General features: G+C 41.7%; 17 protein-coding genes and 1 other RNA gene. 13 read left to right on the forward strand and 5 right to left on the reverse strand.

Annotated elements, in window-relative coordinates; genetic code table 11:
- Positions 1-11: 11 nt before the first annotated feature.
- The 3 genes from PSF09_RS11960 to acnB all read left to right on the forward strand — a co-directional run bounded on the left by PSF09_RS11960 (position 12) and on the right by acnB (position 4,121).
- Positions 12-335 carry a hypothetical protein gene (locus tag PSF09_RS11960; RefSeq protein ID WP_042851637.1) on the forward strand — a complete coding sequence of 108 codons (324 nt, stop codon included), beginning with the start codon at positions 12-14 and terminating at the stop codon, positions 333-335.
- A 393-nt stretch (positions 336-728) separates the two neighbouring features.
- Positions 729-1,082 carry a VOC family protein gene (locus tag PSF09_RS11965; RefSeq protein ID WP_272665823.1) on the forward strand — a complete coding sequence of 118 codons (354 nt, stop codon included), beginning with the start codon at positions 729-731 and terminating at the stop codon, positions 1,080-1,082.
- 441 nt (positions 1,083-1,523) lie between these two features.
- Positions 1,524-4,121, forward strand: a complete 2,598-nt coding sequence (gene acnB / locus PSF09_RS11970; RefSeq protein WP_272683942.1) for a bifunctional aconitate hydratase 2/2-methylisocitrate dehydratase — start codon at positions 1,524-1,526, stop codon at positions 4,119-4,121.
- A gap of 65 nt (positions 4,122-4,186) precedes the next feature.
- Here acnB and PSF09_RS11975 read toward each other — a convergent pair whose 3' ends face one another.
- Positions 4,187-4,564, reverse strand: a complete 378-nt coding sequence (locus tag PSF09_RS11975) for a VOC family protein (protein ID WP_210837168.1) — start codon at positions 4,562-4,564, stop codon at positions 4,187-4,189.
- Positions 4,565-4,754: 190 nt separating this feature from the next.
- On the opposite strand from PSF09_RS11975, the gene PSF09_RS11980 reads away from it, so the two are divergent.
- The 4 genes from PSF09_RS11980 (at position 4,755) to PSF09_RS11995 (ending at position 7,854) form a co-directional block, all read left to right on the forward strand.
- Positions 4,755-5,120 carry a YacL family protein gene (locus tag PSF09_RS11980; protein ID WP_272665827.1) on the forward strand — a complete coding sequence of 122 codons (366 nt, stop codon included), beginning with the start codon at positions 4,755-4,757 and terminating at the stop codon, positions 5,118-5,120.
- Between the two features lie 142 nt (positions 5,121-5,262).
- Positions 5,263-6,135, forward strand: a complete 873-nt coding sequence (gene mscS, locus PSF09_RS11985; protein WP_210837166.1) for a small-conductance mechanosensitive channel MscS — start codon at positions 5,263-5,265, stop codon at positions 6,133-6,135.
- Between the two features lie 197 nt (positions 6,136-6,332).
- A complete protein-coding gene (gene argO / locus PSF09_RS11990) occupies positions 6,333-6,968 on the forward strand; it encodes an arginine exporter ArgO (RefSeq protein WP_198641443.1) in 636 nt (211 codons plus the stop codon).
- 151 nt (positions 6,969-7,119) lie between these two features.
- Entirely contained in the window at positions 7,120-7,854 is a 735-nt protein-coding gene (locus PSF09_RS11995) for an oxidative stress defense protein (protein ID WP_272665829.1), read from the forward strand.
- On the opposite strand, the gene PSF09_RS12000 is transcribed toward PSF09_RS11995, so the two are convergent.
- Positions 7,851-8,762, reverse strand: coding sequence for a LysR family transcriptional regulator ArgP (locus tag PSF09_RS12000; RefSeq protein ID WP_210837163.1), 912 nt, complete (start codon positions 8,760-8,762; stop codon positions 7,851-7,853). The two genes, PSF09_RS11995 and PSF09_RS12000, sit on opposite strands and share 4 nt — an antisense overlap.
- A gap of 203 nt (positions 8,763-8,965) precedes the next feature.
- Between PSF09_RS12000 and rpiA the strand changes: the two genes are divergently transcribed.
- A complete protein-coding gene (gene rpiA, locus PSF09_RS12005) occupies positions 8,966-9,628 on the forward strand; it encodes a ribose-5-phosphate isomerase RpiA (RefSeq protein WP_102137421.1) in 663 nt (220 codons plus the stop codon).
- A gap of 444 nt (positions 9,629-10,072) precedes the next feature.
- The gene (gene serA / locus PSF09_RS12010; protein ID WP_004913072.1) at positions 10,073-11,323 is read left to right on the forward strand and encodes a phosphoglycerate dehydrogenase; all 1,251 of its coding nucleotides are present in this window, start codon (positions 10,073-10,075) and stop codon (positions 11,321-11,323) included.
- Positions 11,324-11,361: 38 nt separating this feature from the next.
- Here the strand turns inward: serA and PSF09_RS12015 are convergent, their stop codons facing one another.
- The 3 genes from PSF09_RS12015 to zapA form a co-directional block, all read right to left on the reverse strand.
- Entirely contained in the window at positions 11,362-11,955 is a 594-nt protein-coding gene (locus PSF09_RS12015) for a 5-formyltetrahydrofolate cyclo-ligase (protein WP_272683943.1), read from the reverse strand.
- A gap of 119 nt (positions 11,956-12,074) precedes the next feature.
- A non-coding RNA gene (gene ssrS, locus PSF09_RS12020) (6S RNA) lies at positions 12,075-12,256 on the reverse strand.
- A gap of 111 nt (positions 12,257-12,367) precedes the next feature.
- Complete coding sequence (gene zapA, locus PSF09_RS12025) at positions 12,368-12,697, reverse strand: cell division protein ZapA (RefSeq protein WP_004913067.1); 330 nt, start codon at positions 12,695-12,697, stop codon at positions 12,368-12,370.
- Positions 12,698-12,836: 139 nt separating this feature from the next.
- Between zapA and PSF09_RS12030 the strand changes: the two genes are divergently transcribed.
- The 4 genes from PSF09_RS12030 (at position 12,837) to ubiI (ending at position 17,398) form a co-directional block, all read left to right on the forward strand.
- Positions 12,837-13,415 carry a YecA/YgfB family protein gene (locus PSF09_RS12030; protein WP_272683944.1) on the forward strand — a complete coding sequence of 193 codons (579 nt, stop codon included), beginning with the start codon at positions 12,837-12,839 and terminating at the stop codon, positions 13,413-13,415.
- Positions 13,416-13,606: 191 nt separating this feature from the next.
- Complete coding sequence (gene pepP, locus PSF09_RS12035) at positions 13,607-14,929, forward strand: Xaa-Pro aminopeptidase (protein WP_272665831.1); 1,323 nt, start codon at positions 13,607-13,609, stop codon at positions 14,927-14,929.
- A gap of 34 nt (positions 14,930-14,963) precedes the next feature.
- Positions 14,964-16,142: a 2-octaprenyl-6-methoxyphenyl hydroxylase gene (ubiH, locus tag PSF09_RS12040; protein ID WP_272683945.1), complete on the forward strand. Its 1,179-nt coding sequence runs from the start codon at positions 14,964-14,966 to the stop codon at positions 16,140-16,142.
- A gap of 26 nt (positions 16,143-16,168) precedes the next feature.
- Positions 16,169-17,398 (forward strand): FAD-dependent 2-octaprenylphenol hydroxylase, encoded by a 1,230-nt coding sequence (gene ubiI, locus PSF09_RS12045; RefSeq protein ID WP_272683946.1) that lies wholly within the window; start codon positions 16,169-16,171, stop codon positions 17,396-17,398.
- Positions 17,399-17,610: the final 212 nt, after the last annotated feature.

Below are 17,610 nucleotides of genomic sequence, written 5' to 3' on the forward strand. Positions count from 1 at the left end.
AGGAATACGTTATGTGGCATGATTTAAACATTAAAAATGTGGGCCGTATAGAGAAAACAGTTGCTGAATTCACAATTACAATGATCCCTATTTTGCCTTATTCAAAAATGAAAGTGAAAATTTATGAAAGTCAATCCGGAAATTTTACTGGAATGACTGACTTGGCAATAAAAAGAAAATTTGATGGTTCTCCCGAATGTGCTATTGGGTATGGAGATACTATTGAGAAGGCACTAGAAGACACGATCCTTTATTTTAATAAAATGCTAAGTCAAGACGGATTCACTGAATTAACCGAAGATGATATTAGCTACGCAGAGTGGTCTGATTTTTAAAAGTTAAAAGATCCCAGCAAGTGCTGGGATCTCTGTTAACGGTTTTACTCATCCTCAGCTAGCTGGATGAACAGTTGCTCAGCTTGGCATGTAAGGATATAGCGACTACCTATTTTAAATCCGGGCTCGCTCAGTTACTTACAGCTTGAGGTGAGCAGTGGGCTGGGGGGATCGCGGTTGGGCACCTATAAATAATTTTTGTGTATTTATAAGGGCTGTTCATCTGCCATTCTTCGTTATTTATCAGAAAAACACGTAATATGGTCTGACTTGATGATGCTAAAGGTGTAGGCAAATACTGGTTTGGCTATTGTTTACACTTTATCTACATCTACTAGCTTTCAATCATTCGTGTAGATAAAACAAAATAATACATATCAATAAGAAAGCGCTATGGAACTAAAACCCACTGCAATTTTAATTCATGTACCTGATGTTCAAGCGGGTTTGGCTTGGTATCAGCAAGCTTTTCCACAAGCAAAGGCAGAATACTTGCCTGAATTTGATTTCACCTTACTGCATGTCGGAGACTTCACGATAGAAGTGGTGCAAGCGGATAAAAAAGTCAGTGAAGGTAAAAAAGGAACGGTATTGTATTGGCAAGTCGATAATTTTGATTTGGCTTTTGAGCATTTCACTCAACTAGGGGCAAAACTGTACCGCGGACCAATGTTAATAGATGGTAACAATCGAATGTGCCAAGTGGAAGATCCATTTGGTAACTTAATTGGCCTAAAAGGACAATAAAACCAATTAAAATATTTAAAAAAATTAAAACCAATCGCAATGATTTACCTTATCAATTAGTAATATAAATAAAATTGCGATAAAAAATATAATTTGTGATAGCTGATGAAAAAAGGCACTAATTAGGGTGCTTTAAATTTTAAAATGCATTATAAAAAGTATGGTTTTTTCGGCGTTTTACGATGGTTAATAGTATCTTAAGCTGAAAACTAACCAGTAATGAAGTGTTAAGGCGTAAAGTTAGTAGTTAAATGTTGCTTTCTTGTGAATGAATTAACATTACGTTTAAATTCTGCTATGCTGATCGCCCGAAGCTGGGCATAATTTTACCGCCATTGAGATTATGCGAGCAAATTCCTCTGACCTGGCACCGGATGATAATTTTGTCAGTATGGTGCAGACAGCCGGGTATATAAATAACAAAGAAGCGAGGAGAACGTCGTGCTAGAAGAATACCGTAAGCACGTAGCCGAGCGTGCCGCTCAAGGGATTGTCCCTAAGCCATTAGATGCGTCACAAGTAGCTGCACTGGTAGAGTTACTCAAAAACCCACCCAAAGGTGAAGAAGATTTCCTGTTAGATCTGCTGACCAACCGCGTCCCCCCTGGTGTTGACGAAGCAGCGTACGTAAAAGCTGGATTTTTAGCCGCGATAGCTAAAGGCGAAACTTCCTCCCCTCTTATCTCCCCTGAAAAAGCCATTGAACTGTTAGGTACCATGCAGGGCGGATATAACATCCACGCACTGATTGAAGCGTTGGATGACGAAAAACTAGCGCCAATTGCCGCTAAAGCACTTTCCCACACCTTACTGATGTTTGATAACTTCTACGACGTAGAAGAAAAAGCGAAAGCGGGAAATGTTCACGCGAAACAAGTTATTGAATCATGGGCAAATGCCGAGTGGTTCAAAGAGCGCCCTGCGCTAGCAGAAAAAATGACAGTTACTGTGTTCAAAGTGACTGGTGAAACTAACACAGATGACTTATCGCCAGCTCCTGATGCATGGTCACGTCCAGATATCCCATTACACGCGTTAGCAATGCTGAAAAACGCACGCGATGGTATTGAACCAGACGATGCGGGCAATGTTGGCCCAATCAAGCAAATCGATGCGCTGAATAAAAAAGGCTTCCCATTAGCTTACGTGGGTGATGTCGTCGGTACCGGTTCTTCTCGTAAATCAGCGACTAACTCGGTGCTGTGGTTTATGGGTGACGATATCCCATTTGTACCAAATAAACGTGGTGGTGGGGTGGTATTAGGTGGCAAAATTGCACCAATCTTCTTTAATACAATGGAAGATGCGGGTGCATTACCGATTGAAGTGGACGTTTCTAAACTGAATATGGGCGATGTGATTGACATCTATCCATTTAAAGGTGAAGTTCGTAACCATGAAACGGGCGAGCTGCTAGAAACATTTGAATTAAAAACAGATGTGCTGATTGACGAAGTTCGTGCAGGTGGTCGTATTCCACTGATTATTGGCCGTGGTTTAACCAGTAAAGCACGTGAATCTCTGGGCTTAGAAGCAACAGATGTGTTCCGTCACGCGAAATCCGTTGCACAAAGCAATCGTGGTTTCTCATTAGCACAAAAAATGGTTGGTCGTGCTTGCGGTCGTCCAGGTATTCGCCCTGGCGAATATTGTGAGCCAAAAATGACCTCTGTAGGTTCACAAGACACAACTGGCCCAATGACCCGTGATGAACTCAAAGACTTGGCTTGCTTGGGTTTCTCTGCAGATTTAGTCATGCAGTCATTCTGCCATACCGCGGCATATCCAAAACCTGTTGATGTGACAACACACCACACCTTACCTGATTTCATCATGAACCGTGGCGGTGTTTCTCTGCGTCCAGGCGATGGCATTATCCACTCATGGTTAAACCGTATGTTACTGCCAGATACCGTCGGTACAGGTGGTGACTCACATACGCGTTTCCCAATTGGTATTTCATTCCCTGCGGGTTCAGGTTTAGTCGCATTTGCTGCGGCAACAGGGGTGATGCCTCTGGATATGCCTGAGTCAGTATTGGTTCGCTTTAAAGGTGAAATGCAGCCGGGTATCACTTTACGTGACCTCGTTCATGCAATTCCACTGTATGCAATTAAAGACGGCCTTCTGACCGTAGAGAAAAAAGGTAAGAAAAACATTTTCTCTGGTCGTATCTTAGAAATTGAAGGCTTACCTGAGCTCAAAGTTGAACAAGCGTTTGAATTAGCGGATGCGTCAGCAGAGCGTTCAGCGGCGGGTTGTACTATCAAATTGGATAAAGCGCCAATTATTGAATACCTGCAATCGAATATCGTTCTATTAAAATGGATGATAGCTGAAGGTTATGGCGACCGTCGTACTATCGAACGCCGTATCAAAGGAATGGAAAGCTGGTTAGCGGATCCACAGCTGCTAGAAGGTGATGCAGATGCGGAATACGCAGCAGTGATTGAAATTGACCTCAATGATATTAAAGAGCCAATTCTGTGTGCACCAAATGACCCAGATGACGCACGTTTATTATCTGATGTTCAAAACGAGAAAATTGATGAAGTTTTCATCGGTTCTTGTATGACAAACATCGGTCACTTCCGTGCAGCAGGTAAGTTATTGGATTCCCACAAAGGCCAATTACCAACACGTTTATGGGTTGCGCCTCCAACTAAGATGGACGCAGCACAGTTAACCGAAGAAGGTTATTACAGCGTCTTTGGTAAGAGTGGAGCGCGTATTGAAGTCCCAGGTTGTTCTCTGTGTATGGGTAACCAAGCACGTGTGGCAGATGGTGCAACAGTTGTTTCCACTTCGACACGTAACTTCCCGAACCGTTTAGGGACAGGTGCGAATGTTTACCTCGCATCAGCAGAACTGGCTGCGGTAGCTTCTTTATTAGGTCGTTTGCCAACGCCGTCAGAATATCTGCAATTTATGGATAAGGTCGATGAAACAGCAGCGGATACCTACCGTTACCTGAACTTTGACCAATTATCACAATATACCGAAAAAGCGGATGGCGTGATTTTCCAAACAGCCGTGTAATAAGGTAATATTAATAATGAAGGCTCCTGATTAGGAGCCTTTTTTGTTTCAATATAATAAGTTAGTTAAATATATTCAGAAATTTCGATTAGATTTAAATCGATATCACGTATGTAAATTGATCTGATCGCCCCAGTTGCCCCTGTACGATTTACTGGCCCTTCGATAATTTTTATGCCTTGTTGTTCAATCTGTTTTTGTACGTCACACAGCGGTATATCACTAATAAAGCATAAATCGAGTGAGCCCGGTACAGGCAAGTGCGCTTTCGGTTCGAATTCTTTTCCATATTGGTGGATATTGATTTTTTGTTGCCCAAAACTTAGTGCGTAGCGCTGTTCACCAAAGGTAACAACTTCCATTTTTAATACACGTTGGTAGAAATCAAGGCAGGCATCAAGGTTAGTTGTGGTGAGTACTATATGGTCTAAGCGATTGATCATTATGGTCCCTATTGATTGAACTATGACTATTTTAGTTATTTGCCTATTTAATAGTAAATGAATCATATGATTTATGTGTTGAAACCGATGCTTTACTCAGTTTTATTTTTTCTGGTGGTAATACCTCTCAACAAAGCGGTTTGACTCGCGTTATACTAGGTTCAATAACGCAAGAGTAGAGGGACTGCATATGGACTACCAATTTTTCCAAGATATCACCGGAGCTATCTCCGCTAAATTCTCGATGGATCATGAGGCTATTGGATATTGGCTTAATGAAGAGGTTAAAAATGACCTTAGTCTGTTAGATGCTATTGAGGAAAATTACGAAAAAATTAAAGGTAGTGAAAAACAATGGGAATTAATTGGTCATGAGTACACATTGTTGTTAGATGACGAAGAGGTGATGGTCCGTGCTAATCAGTTGTCATTTGAAACTGAAGGGTTGGAAGAAGGTATGAGCTATTACGATAACGAAAGTGTTGCATTTTGTGGGATTGATGACTTCCTATTAATGTTAAAAGATTATCGAGTTTTTGTTATAGAAAATAGATAAAATAATTTTATTTAGTGATTTGTTTTGTGTTTTAATAAATCATCGCTATTATTTGCAATGTGCGGCCAGCCATTAAACGCTTTGTTAAAGATTAATTGGCTGGGATTAATATTGATAATTGGATCCTAAAGGGCATATATATATGAATACTGATGATGTTACAGGCGCGTTGAATGATGCAACGAATTGGTTTGTGGCAAACCAAGATCTGTTCGTTCAGTATGTTGTGAATATCGTGTCTGCTATCGTTATCTTGATTGTCGGGATGATGATTGCAAAATGGGTCGGACGTGGTTTACATCGCGTGATGACCATGAAAGGCATTGATTCAACAGTCAGTGACTTTTTATCGGCAATTGCACGCTATACCATCATTGCGTTCACCTTAATTGCTGTATTAGGGAAAATTGGTGTACAAACTGCCTCGGTGATTGCGGTAATGGGTGCGGCCGGTTTAGCGGTTGGCCTAGCATTACAGAATTCACTGGGTAACTTTGCAGCAGGTGTTTTGCTGGTGGTATTTAGACCACTAAAAGCGGGAGAATATGTCTCGATTGGTGCAGTCGAAGGCACAGTGCAAAATGTACAAATATTTTCAACGACGCTAAGAACGGCAGATGACCGTATTATTGTTATTCCTAATGGAAAGATAATTGCCGATAACATTATTAATACCAGTCGTGAGCCTAATCGCCGCCAAGATATTATTGTCGGTGTTGCTTACGATTCTGATATTGATGTGGTGAAAAAAGTATTAGGGGATATCGTCGCTGCGGATAGCCGTATTCAGCATGCGAAAGGCGTGACTATCCGTTTACATGATATGGCGCCATCCTCATTAAATTATTTAGTCCGTTTTTGGACCACCAATGGTGATGCATGGCCGGTGTATTGGGATTTGCTTGAAGAGTTTAAGCGGGCATTGGATAAACATAATATTGGTATCCCATTCCCACAAATGGATGTTCATGTTCATAAACAAAATACGCCTATCAAGCAAGATTCTGCAGAGTAATATTTAGTCGTATTTATTGAAAATAAGAGCCTGTCTTTGATGGGCTCTTATTCATTTCTCACACCTCTATTTTTCTTACTGAATTGTTTTTAGTTATAAGTGAAGCTTATGACCTATTAGACTTAATCATTTCCACTAATAATTTTTTCTCGTTAATATTCATGCATATTAATTGAATAAAAAACCGGAATTAATGCATGTTTTCTATCTATTTACAGGGCGCACTGTTAGGTGCCGCAATGATATTACCTTTAGGTCCACAGAATGCTTTTGTCTTGCAGCAAGGCAGCCGAAAGCAGTTTCATTTAATGAGCGCATTATTATGTGCATTAAGTGATACCGCTTTAATTGTCGCGGGTGTTTTTGGTGGGAGTGCTTTATTAAGCCAGTCTGAAATATTAATGCAGTTGATTACATGGGCTGGTGTAGCATTTCTTATGTGGTATGGCTATGGTGCGTTTCGTACTGCCCTTAGCCCTGATGAGGTAATACTTCAAACGGAAAACCGAGCTATCACGAGATGGAAAGTGATTGTCACATTGTTTGCTGTCACTTGGTTGAACCCTCATGTTTATTTAGACACCTTCGTTGTCTTGGGCAGTGTGGGAGGCCAATTAGAAAGCCAGCTGAGACCTTGGTTTACGGCGGGTGCTTTAACAGCTTCCTTTGTGTGGTTTTTTGCGTTAGCAATACTTGCTGCTTGGTTTTCACCCGTGTTAAATAAACCGCGTTCACAGCGCATTATTAATGTTTTTGTCGGTAGCGTGATGTGGTTTATTGCATTTCAACTCGCTATACAGGGGCTTAAAGGGCTCGGTTTGCTTTCTCAATAACAATATATCTTCAACAGACAAGCAATAACGTTCAATTTCTCATTATTCTGACTGTACTTTTTGTTTCATGTGTTACTGTTAAATTGAGCGCAGGGATAGTTTGCACTAATTATCCCTTTTTTAGCGATAAATAATTTTCTTGGGAGGTTCTGTGAAATTAAAATCTTTAGTTTTAGCTGCGATGGTAGCAGGTGCTGCGGTTCCGACCATATCATTGGCTGACCCGTTACCGAATGGTCCACACATTACTACTTCGGGTAACGCAATCGTGAAGGCGGCTCCAGACATGGCGACGCTGAATATTTTGGTGGAAGTTACTGCAAAAGATGCGGCAGCGGCAAAAGCTGGGGTCGATAAGCGAGTTGCAGAGTATTTTGAGTTTCTTAAGAAAAATGGTATTGAAAAACAAGATATTAACGCAGCAAATGTCCGAACTCAGCCTAAATATGATTATAGCAGTGTGAAACAAAAATCAACTATCGAAGGCTACACGGCAACACGTTCTGTTGAAGTGAAAGTGAAGAAATTAGACCAACTTAATGTCTTGTTAGACGGCGCTTTAGCTGCGGGTCTCAATGAAATAAATTCAGTACAGTTTGGTGTGGCTAACCCGCAACAGTATCGTGATGAAGCACGGTCTCAAGCGATTAAAAATGCGACGGAACAAGCCAATATCTTAGCGAAAGGCTTTAATGTTCAGTTAGGCCCAGTGTATAGCATTAACTATAATGCGCCAGCGGCGGTGCCATATCCAATTACTGCAAGAAATTACGGCGGGGCAATGAAAGCCTCTGTTGCTCAAGACCTCAAGATTGATGAAACCTATGAACAACAGAGTATTGATTTTAATGACCAAGTCGATGTGGTATTTGAATTAAAACGCTAGCTTTTTACTGATTCATCTTCTTGTTTTAACATCTGGCGCCCGGTTTTTAATAGGGCGTCAGTCACATTTTTCATTGTACGGCTTTCAGGTGCGAAGCGGTGCCAGTAGAGCATGCGTCGTTGGCATAACCCTGGAGTTAAATCAACCAATTCACCATTCGCTAATTCACTGGCTATCTGCAAATGTGGGATCATACAGCAGGTCGAACCTTGTTTCGCTAACTGTACAAAGGCCTCCGAGGAGTTCACGATATGGCATGGAACACTGCCCGGTGACAAGCCAAAGTTTTGTTGAACAAAGGCTTGGTGCATATCATCTAAATGGTCGAAAGCAACCGCAGGCGCTTTTAATAACGAAGAGCGAGTAACGCCATCAGGGAAATATTTTGCCGCAAAGCCGGGTGACGCGACAAAAATATAGTCCAGTGCGCCAAGTTTATCGACTAAGCAACCGGGTAAGGCTTGGGGTTGAATACTGATAGCACCTACCACTTCGCCACGTCTTAAACGTTCTTGGGTTCGTGTTTCATCTTCAACCTGAATATTTAACCGAATAGGGCTATTGCCTAATACAGGGTTTAGGGCTGGAAGAAACCAAGTTGCCAAGCTGTCGGCGTTGACGGCAAGTGAAAGTAACAACGGGGTGGAGCCACTATTTTCATCACCTAACCATTGCTCTTCTAATAATTCGACTTGATGAAGCAGTGCTAGTAATTTTTGCCCTTGTTCAGTTGGGTGTGGCGGAACGGTACGCACAAGTAATGGCTGCCCAAATAGATTTTCTAACTGCTTTATGCGTTGTGAAACAGCAGATTGCGTGATGCAGAGCTTTTGAGCTGCGCGCTCAAAGCCGCGTTCACGGATAACGGCATCCAGTGCTTGTAATGCGCGATAGTCAGGGCGCTTCATCAAAAAGATCTCCTTGTTGTTATTCTACCAAGCACTATGCCATATTTTTACACGCAACACTTAAAAATATTATTGTTGTGGCGTAAATCCCAATAACCATGACACAAATACAACGAACAAGGCTGCCACTTATTGGGTGTCCGGTATATACTAGTTATTAATAACCTTAATCACGACTCAATTAAATCTTAAAAGGCATGAGCATGACTCAGGACGAATTAAAAAAAGCGGTAGGTTGGGCAGCACTTGATTACGTAAAACCGGGCACGATTGTTGGTGTTGGAACGGGTTCAACGGCTTCACACTTTATTGATGCATTAGCAACAATGAAAGGTCAAATAGAAGGTGCGGTATCAAGCTCAGAGGCATCAACTCAAAAATTAAAATCATTGGGTATTACGGTATTTGATTGTAATGAAGTGGATTCATTAGATGTTTATGTTGATGGCGCTGATGAGGTTGACCACCACATGAATATGATCAAAGGCGGTGGTGCCGCTTTAACACGTGAAAAAATTGTTTCTGCAATTGCAAAAACCTTTGTTTGTATCGTCGACCAATCTAAGTTAGTTGATGTATTGGGTAAATTCCCACTGCCTGTTGAAGTGATCCCAATGGCGCGTAGCTACGTGGCACGTGAATTGGTTAAACTGGGTGGCACGCCAGAGTACCGTCAAAATGTAATTACAGATAACGGCAATGTCATTTTAGATGTCCATAATTTAAATATTGTTGACCCTGTGGCACTCGAAAATACCATCAACGGAATTGCGGGGGTCGTGACTGTTGGGTTGTTCGCGAATCGTGGGGCTGACGTCGTTTTGATGGGAACTGCAAACGAAGGCGTTAAAACCATCAAGCTATAATCTATATCGTATTCAATTATTCTAATAAGCCAGTGGCATTATACCCACTGGCTTTTTTGTTTTACTGATATTTTGCAGTTAGTTTATGAGCTGATAAACGCTAAATTAATTAACCAGTTTTATAAATATCATCAATTTGAAATTTATTTTATTTTTTTTAATATCGAGCTATTTTGGTGATATATCTCACACAAATAGGCATTGTGCAGGAAAAATCCTTATTTTGTGTTACCGCCCCTGATTTTCTACCATTTAACTTCTTTTTCTTCGCGCTTTTTAGTACCCATTAAGCAAACGGTTGTATTGCTACTGCGCTATTTTTTGCTATGTTGGTATACGCTCATAGCTCAAGGTAGATAGATGTCATCTCTCTTGAGCTATGTTAGGCAAACACATATGTTCATCTGTTATAAATCTTAAGTACGTTCACGATAGGGTAGGGAAATGGTTAAGGTATCTTTGCAAAAAGACAAAATTAAATTTTTACTGCTAGAAGGTGTGCACCAAAGTGCGGTTGATAACTTAAAAGCCGCGGGCTACACCAATATTGAATATCACAAAAGTGCGTTATCCGACGAAGAATTAAAAGAAGCGATTAAAGATGCACGTTTTGTAGGTATCCGTTCCCGTACTCATCTTACTGAAGAAATTTTCGCTGCAGCAGAAAAACTCGTTGCAGTAGGTTGCTTTTGTATCGGCACCAATCAAGTTGATTTAGATGCCGCTGCAAAGCGCGGTATTCCTGTTTTTAACGCACCATTTTCGAATACACGTTCTGTTGCAGAAATGGTATTAGGCCAGTTATTACTTTTACTGCGTCGCATTCCTGAAGCCAATATGCAAGCACACCGCGGTATTTGGGAAAAACAAGCTAAAGGCTGTTTTGAAGCGCGTGGTAAGCGCCTTGGTATTGTTGGATATGGTCACATTGGTACTCAGTTAGGGATCTTAGCTGAAGGTATCGGTATGAATGTTTTCTTTTATGATATTGAAAACAAGCTACCTTTAGGTAACGCAACACAAGTTCGTTCTTTAACTGAACTGCTGAATATGAGCGATGTTGTGAGCTTACATGTACCTGAAACACCAAGTACGAAAAATATGTTTGCTAAAGAACAATTTGACCGTATGAAACCCGGCTCTATTTTCATTAACGCATCACGCGGAACGGTGGTCGATATTCCTTCACTGGCTGAAGCGTTAGAAAGCAAGCATTTATCTGGTGCTGCGGTGGATGTCTTCCCAAGTGAGCCTGCTGCAAATAATGACCCTAATGACCCATTTATCTCTGAATTGATTAAGTTCGACAATGTGATTTTAACGCCGCACATTGGGGGGTCTACAGAAGAAGCTCAAGAAAATATTGGACTAGAAGTGGCAAGTAAGTTGGCGAAATACTCAGATAATGGTTCAACCTTATCTGCGGTTAATTTCCCTGAAGTTTCTCTGCCAGTGCATACTGAAGATACAAACCGTTTCTTGCATATTCATGAAAACCGTCCAGGTATTCTGAATAGTATTAACCAAGTATTCACGGAAAATAACATTAACGTTGTCGGCCAGTATTTACGTACATCAGGTAACGTAGGTTATGTGGTTATTGACGTATTAATGCAAACGCCAAACCAAACAGATGAAGCGCTTCAGAAATTAAAAGACTTGCCAGGCACCATTCGTGCGCGTTTATTATTCTAAACTACGCTAAAAATTGAGTGAAATAATGGCGCGGGTATTTATGACCAGCGCCATATTTTTTGCGGCGTAATAATTTCGGGTAAAGGTACATCCCAGTGAGCTATAGGGAGTTTTTCTACTTGCTGGCAATTATGGGCAAGCCCAATCGGATAAAAACCGGTTTGTTGCCAATTTGCTAGAGTCCTATCATAAAACCCACCTCCCATACCTAACCGTTGTCCTTGAGCATCAAATGCCACTAATGGGATAAGCATGATATCCAGTTTTTCGAGTGGTAGCACATCTCTGACATCAAGTGGTGGCTCATCAATATGAAATCGGTTTTTAACGAGTTGGCTATCTGGACGATAGTGAAGAAACAGTAAATGGTGACGACTAAAAGGATGTAAAACAGGAAGATACACTTGCTTACCTTGAGCCCAAAGTGCATGAATAAGCGGCTTTGTGTCAATTTCCCCATCAAAAGAAAGAAACAGAGCAATATTATTGGCTTGTGCAATTTTCGAGTGGTGTAATGCGTTATGCATGACTTGCTCAGCGGCACTTTGTTGTTGTTCAAGGCTTAGTTGGCGGCGTGCCTGACGGATAGTTTGACGTACCAGCTGGCGTTGTGTCGAGAGAGAATTTTGCATGTGATAACCTGTTATAAATACGATAAAAACAGTTAACCCAGTAATTATATTACTTAGAGTATATCGTAAGATGAACGGTTATGTAGAAACCAAATGAAAAATAAGCAGAAACTTAATTGAGGGTCTCCAAGATGCCGTTGTAGGCTGTAACCCTTGAACCCTTGGTTCAAGGTGAACGTAGTTTAGCAACCTTTAGGCTTCCTGAGCGAATCAGGCATGCTCACCAGCGCCATAACCACATTCTATTTAGTTGAAATATCGGCTCAGGGGACTCGCCCACTCACGCGCATCTCAGAGAAATTTGGTTTGAGAACTTATCGTTACTCAGTGATTTCATTGTACGAAACTAGATTTAAAATGCAACCTTAATTTTGTATATTTTTTTCTACTAGTGTCTGATTAATAAGCAGATTTACTCTAGGGGCAATACCTGCCTCTCAGTAATTTTCACCTGATCGTGCAACGCTTGTTCGATTGTGTGCTGCAACATTTTTATTTTCTCTTCCATATTATAAGCATAATCACGCGTTTTTGTCTTTTCTTGTGCTAATTCGTGACAGACGTTCAATGCTACGATAAAAATAAGCTGTTCCATATTGGTGACACCGCTTCTATCTTTCAGATTTTGCAAGCGTTGTTCTAATTCTTTAGCCGACTCAAGAAGGGCTTCTTTTTGTTCTGATGGGCAGTTGACTCGCATTGAGCGCCCGAAAATCTGGATGTCGACAGGTTGTGCGGACATGATACCTCCATACTGAATAATACTCGCCGTAAATACATCATATTTGGCGCAATTAATAGATAAGACAAAAGCATACTGGTCTAGCGGCTATCCTTGATGGTAGCATATCACGAATCATAAGCTAACATGACGAATTCAGATGTCTATACAAAAATCTTTACCAAACTATGAATCACTGGACAAACTTCTGCAACAGCACTCAATCGCACTTACTGCCGCGGAAATCCATGGTCTAATAACCGGGTTGATCTGCGGTGGGGGTCGTGACCATAGCTGGCAAACGTTAGTCCATGACCTTGCTAACGATGGTTTAGCTTTCCCTCAAACTGTTGCACAGCCACTGCGAGAACTTTTTGATACCACATTTGAAGCACTTGATGACAGCGAGTTTGCATTTGCCATGCTATTCCCTGACGAAGACGCTTCTGTTTTTGACCATGCTGATGCACTGGCTGGTTGGGTTAATCACTTTTTATTAGGGCTTGGAGTTACACAACCGAAATTGGCTGATAAAAAAGAGATAAGTGAAGTTATCACCGATTTACGCAATATTGGTATGCTTGGTTATGATGAAGACGAAGACCAAGAAGAACTTGAGCAAGCGCTAGAAGAAGTGATTGAGTACGTCAGGGTGGCGGTACAATTATGTTACATTGCATTGATTGAGCCAACTAAAGGCCTAACGGCAGTGGAAAATGATAAGCCCGTTCTTCATTAATTTCTATTAATGTGCGTTTTCAAAGCCACTTAACTTTGTCGATGAATAATTTATTACTGATAAAATTAAGTGCTTGAAAACGGGATGTATCCAGTTTTAAGTCATTTCGCCAGTGTATGTTGTATGTGATTGGTTAAACACAAGCAATATATTCAGCAATCTAATTATTCTGATAATAAGGCAAAAACGGTATGAATAAACAGGAATTTATTTCTCGTCGCAATGCATTATTGGCTCAAATGCAATCAGGCAGTGCAGCAATTATTTTTTCAGCGCCTCCTGCGCAGCGTAATGCGGATTGCGAATACCCGTACCGTCAACACAGTGATTTCCTTTATTTGACGGGGTTTAGTGAGCCTGAAGCAGTATTAGTCCTGATTAAAAGCGATGAAAAACATAGCCATACTGTTCTTTTTAACCGTGTTCGTGATTTAACTGCTGAGATTTGGTTTGGTCGTCGCCTTGGGCAAGATGCTGCTCCTGAAAAGCTAGGTATTGATAAAGCGTTACCTTTCAATGAAATAGAAGAGCAGCTTTATCAATTATTGAATGGCCTCGACGTGGTTTATCATGCACAAGGTGAGTTTGCCTATGCCGATAAATTGGTATTTGATGCCTTAGATATTTTACGTAAAGGCAGCCGCCGCAACTTACGAGCACCACAAACATTGGTAGATTGGCGGCCAATTGTTCATGAAATGCGCTTATTTAAGTCGGAAGAAGAAATTAACACCCTGCGTATGGCTGGGCGAATTTCTGCTCTAGCACACGTCAGAGCCATGGAAACTTGCCGACCTAATATGTATGAATATCAACTTTGTGGTGAGTTAGAGCACGAATTTACTCGCCATGGTGCGCGTTTTCCTTCGTACAACTCCATTGTGGGCAGCGGTGAAAATGCCTGTATTTTGCATTACACCGAAAATGAGAGCTTAATGAAGGATGGCGAATTAGTCTTAATTGATGCGGGTGCAGAGTTTGAAGGTTATGCAGGGGATATCACACGTACTTTCCCAGTTAATGGTAAATTTAGCCAAGCACAACGTGAAATTTACGATATCGTCCTAAAAGCATTAAATACCGCGTTAGAGCTATATCGTCCGGGAACCAGTATCCATGAAGTGACTCGTGAAATTGTTCGTATCAAAACTGAAGGCCTCGTCGCACTTGGAATTTTACAAGGCGATGTGGATCAATTGATCGAAAACAAAGCATATCAGCCATTCTTTATGCATGGTTTAAGTCATTGGTTGGGGTTAGATGTACATGATGTAGGTTTTTACGGCACAGATCGGGACCGTATACTTGAAGTCGGGATGGTGTTAACTGTCGAGCCTGGTTTGTATATTGCTCCAGATGCCGATGTGCCACCACAATATCGCGGAATTGGTGTACGTATCGAAGATGATATTGTGATCACCGAAAACGGAAATGAAAATTTAACAGACTTAGTCGTGAAAGACCCTGATGAAATTGAAGCCCTAATGGCAGCAGCAACACACAATTTAGGGTAGATGTCAGTCATCATAGAAAGGTAATAAACAACGCATGAATGTGATCATCGTGGGGGGCGGTATGGCGGGTGCAACATTAGCACTGGCGATATCATCCCTTAGCCAAGGAAAATTATCGGTTTCATTAATCGAGGCAGCTTTGCCGGATGGCAAACATCCCGGGTTCGACGCACGAGCGATTGCGTTAGCCCACGGTACTTGCCAATCGTTAGCAAAAATAGGCGTCTGGCCTGCTTTAGCGGATTGTGTGACCCCCATTAATCACGTTCATGTGTCTGATAGAGGCCATGCTGGTTTTGTGAACATTGCTGCCGATGATTATCATATCGATGCTCTAGGCAATGTCATTGAATTGCACGAAGCTGGCGCGCGCCTGTTTTCGTTGTTACGTAAAGCCCCTGGAGTTACTCTTTATTGCCCTGCAAAAGTAGAAAATGTTCATCGTGAACAAGATATTGTGACGGTCACCTTGGATAACGGCGATAAGGTAACCGGGGAATTACTCATTGCTGCGGATGGCAGCCATTCCGCGATAGGTAAAGCCTGTCATATGCAATGGCAACAGGATGACTATGGGCAAGTGGCTATTATCGCGAATGTGAAAACCGCCATTGACCCACAAGGCCAAGCTTTTGAACGTTTTACTGAATTTGGTCCATTAGCACTATTGCCGATGTCACAAGGGCGTAGTTCATTGGTTTGGTGCCATCAACAAGAGCAAGCAGACACCATTAGGGCTTGGGATGATGCAACATTCATGGATAAATTACAGCAAGCATTTGGCTGGCGGTTAGGTGAAATCGTTATGGCAGGTAAGCGCCATTGCTATCCACTGGTATTGCGTAAAGCACTTAACCCAGTCAGTCATCGAGTTGTGTTAGTTGGAAATGCGGCTCAGACTTTGCATCCTATTGCGGGGCAAGGTTTTAATTTAGGTATCCGTGATGTGATGCAATTGGCTCACATGGTGGTAAATGCAGACGCCAAGGGGCAAAATATTGGACGTTATTCACTCTTAAGCCAATACCAGCAAGCTCGGGCGTTAGATAGAGACAAAACGGTTACGATAACCGACGGTTTGGTTCGTTTATTTGCGAATCGCTGTTTACCGCTTATTGTCGGGCGTAACTTAGGTTTAATGGCAATGGAAATGTTACCGCCAGCTCGTGATGTTTTGGCTCGCCAAACATTGGGTTGGGTTGCACACCAATAACCACGAAATAAAGAGGAATAAAGAATATGCAATCATTTGATGTGGTTATCGCCGGTGGTGGTATGGTTGGGTTAGCACTCGCTTGTGGGCTTGAAGGGAGTGGGCTACGTGTTGCGGTAATTGAAAATCATCCACCTAAGGCACCATTTAGTGCAGCAGAACCGCACGCATTAAGGGTATCAGCTATTAATGCGGCAAGTGAAAAGTTACTGTCCCATTTAGGTGTTTGGTCAACGATTAAAGGAATGCGAGCTTCTGCATATAATGGCATGGAAGTTTGGGATAACGACAGTTTTGGGCGTATTACTTTTACCGCTCAAGAGCGCAACTTAACGCATTTAGGGCATATTGTTGAGAATAATGTCGTACGTGATGCACTATGGCAAAAGGCGTCGCAGCTTCGCGATGTGACATTATTAGCACCCGCAACGATTAAAAAAGTGGTGTGGGGAGAAAATGATGTTTTTATTACGTTAGATGATGAAAACATGTTAACAGCACGGTTAATTGTGGGGGCTGACGGGGCAAACTCGTGGTTGCGTAGTCATGCGGATATCCCATTAACCTTTTGGGATTATGAACATACCGCGTTAGTTGCTACGGTCCGAACTGAAAAACCTCACGAAGGTGTTGCTCGCCAAGCTTTTGATGGTGAAGGTATTTTGGCGTTTTTACCATTAAGTGACCCTAATCTTTGCTCGATTGTCTGGTCTCAGCCTGCCACTGAAGCAGCAAGGCGCCAATCTTTAGAACCTGCTGATTTTAATAAAGAATTGGCAGTTGCATTTGATATTCGTCTTGGTCTTTGCCAAGTGGAAAGTGAACGATTAACTATTCCTCTTACGGGGCGTTATGCAAGGCAATTTGCGGCGCAACGTTTAGCTTTGTTAGGGGATGCGGCTCATACCATCCATCCATTAGCGGGCCAAGGGGTTAACCTTGGTTTTATGGATGTCGCGATGTTGATGGGGGAAATTAAACGTTTGCACCGTGAAGGCAAAGATTTTGGTCAATATTTATACTTGCGTGATTATGAACGTAGTCGTAAGCACAGTGCAGCGTTGATGTTAGCCGGTATGCAAGGCTTCCGTGAATTATTCGATGGTAATAACCCTGCGAAGAAGTTGCTGCGTGATATTGGGTTAGTGTTAGCGGATAGCTTACCGGGGATTAAACCGCAATTGTTGAACCATGCGATGGGGCTATTTGATATGCCTAAGTGGCTGGAACAGTTACAAGTCGAAGACGCTCTCTAAATCCCTTTCTGTAAAGGCGCAATATTATCAATTGTGCCTTTTCTATATTTATCTCAATACACATAGTGTCATCACTGATTTTTGTATAAGAAATAATCCTAATGACCTCGTTTTAATATGAGTAGTAGACCGCTTCTTTTATTTCCTGACTGAAAAAAACTAATTACATTCGTTTTTTCGCATTAGTTTTATTTATATTGCTATGGTGGGCT

Origin of the sequence: Providencia sp. PROV141, from assembly GCF_028481645.1 — a bacterium.
Lineage (GTDB): Bacteria > Pseudomonadota > Gammaproteobacteria > Enterobacterales > Enterobacteriaceae > Providencia > Providencia rettgeri.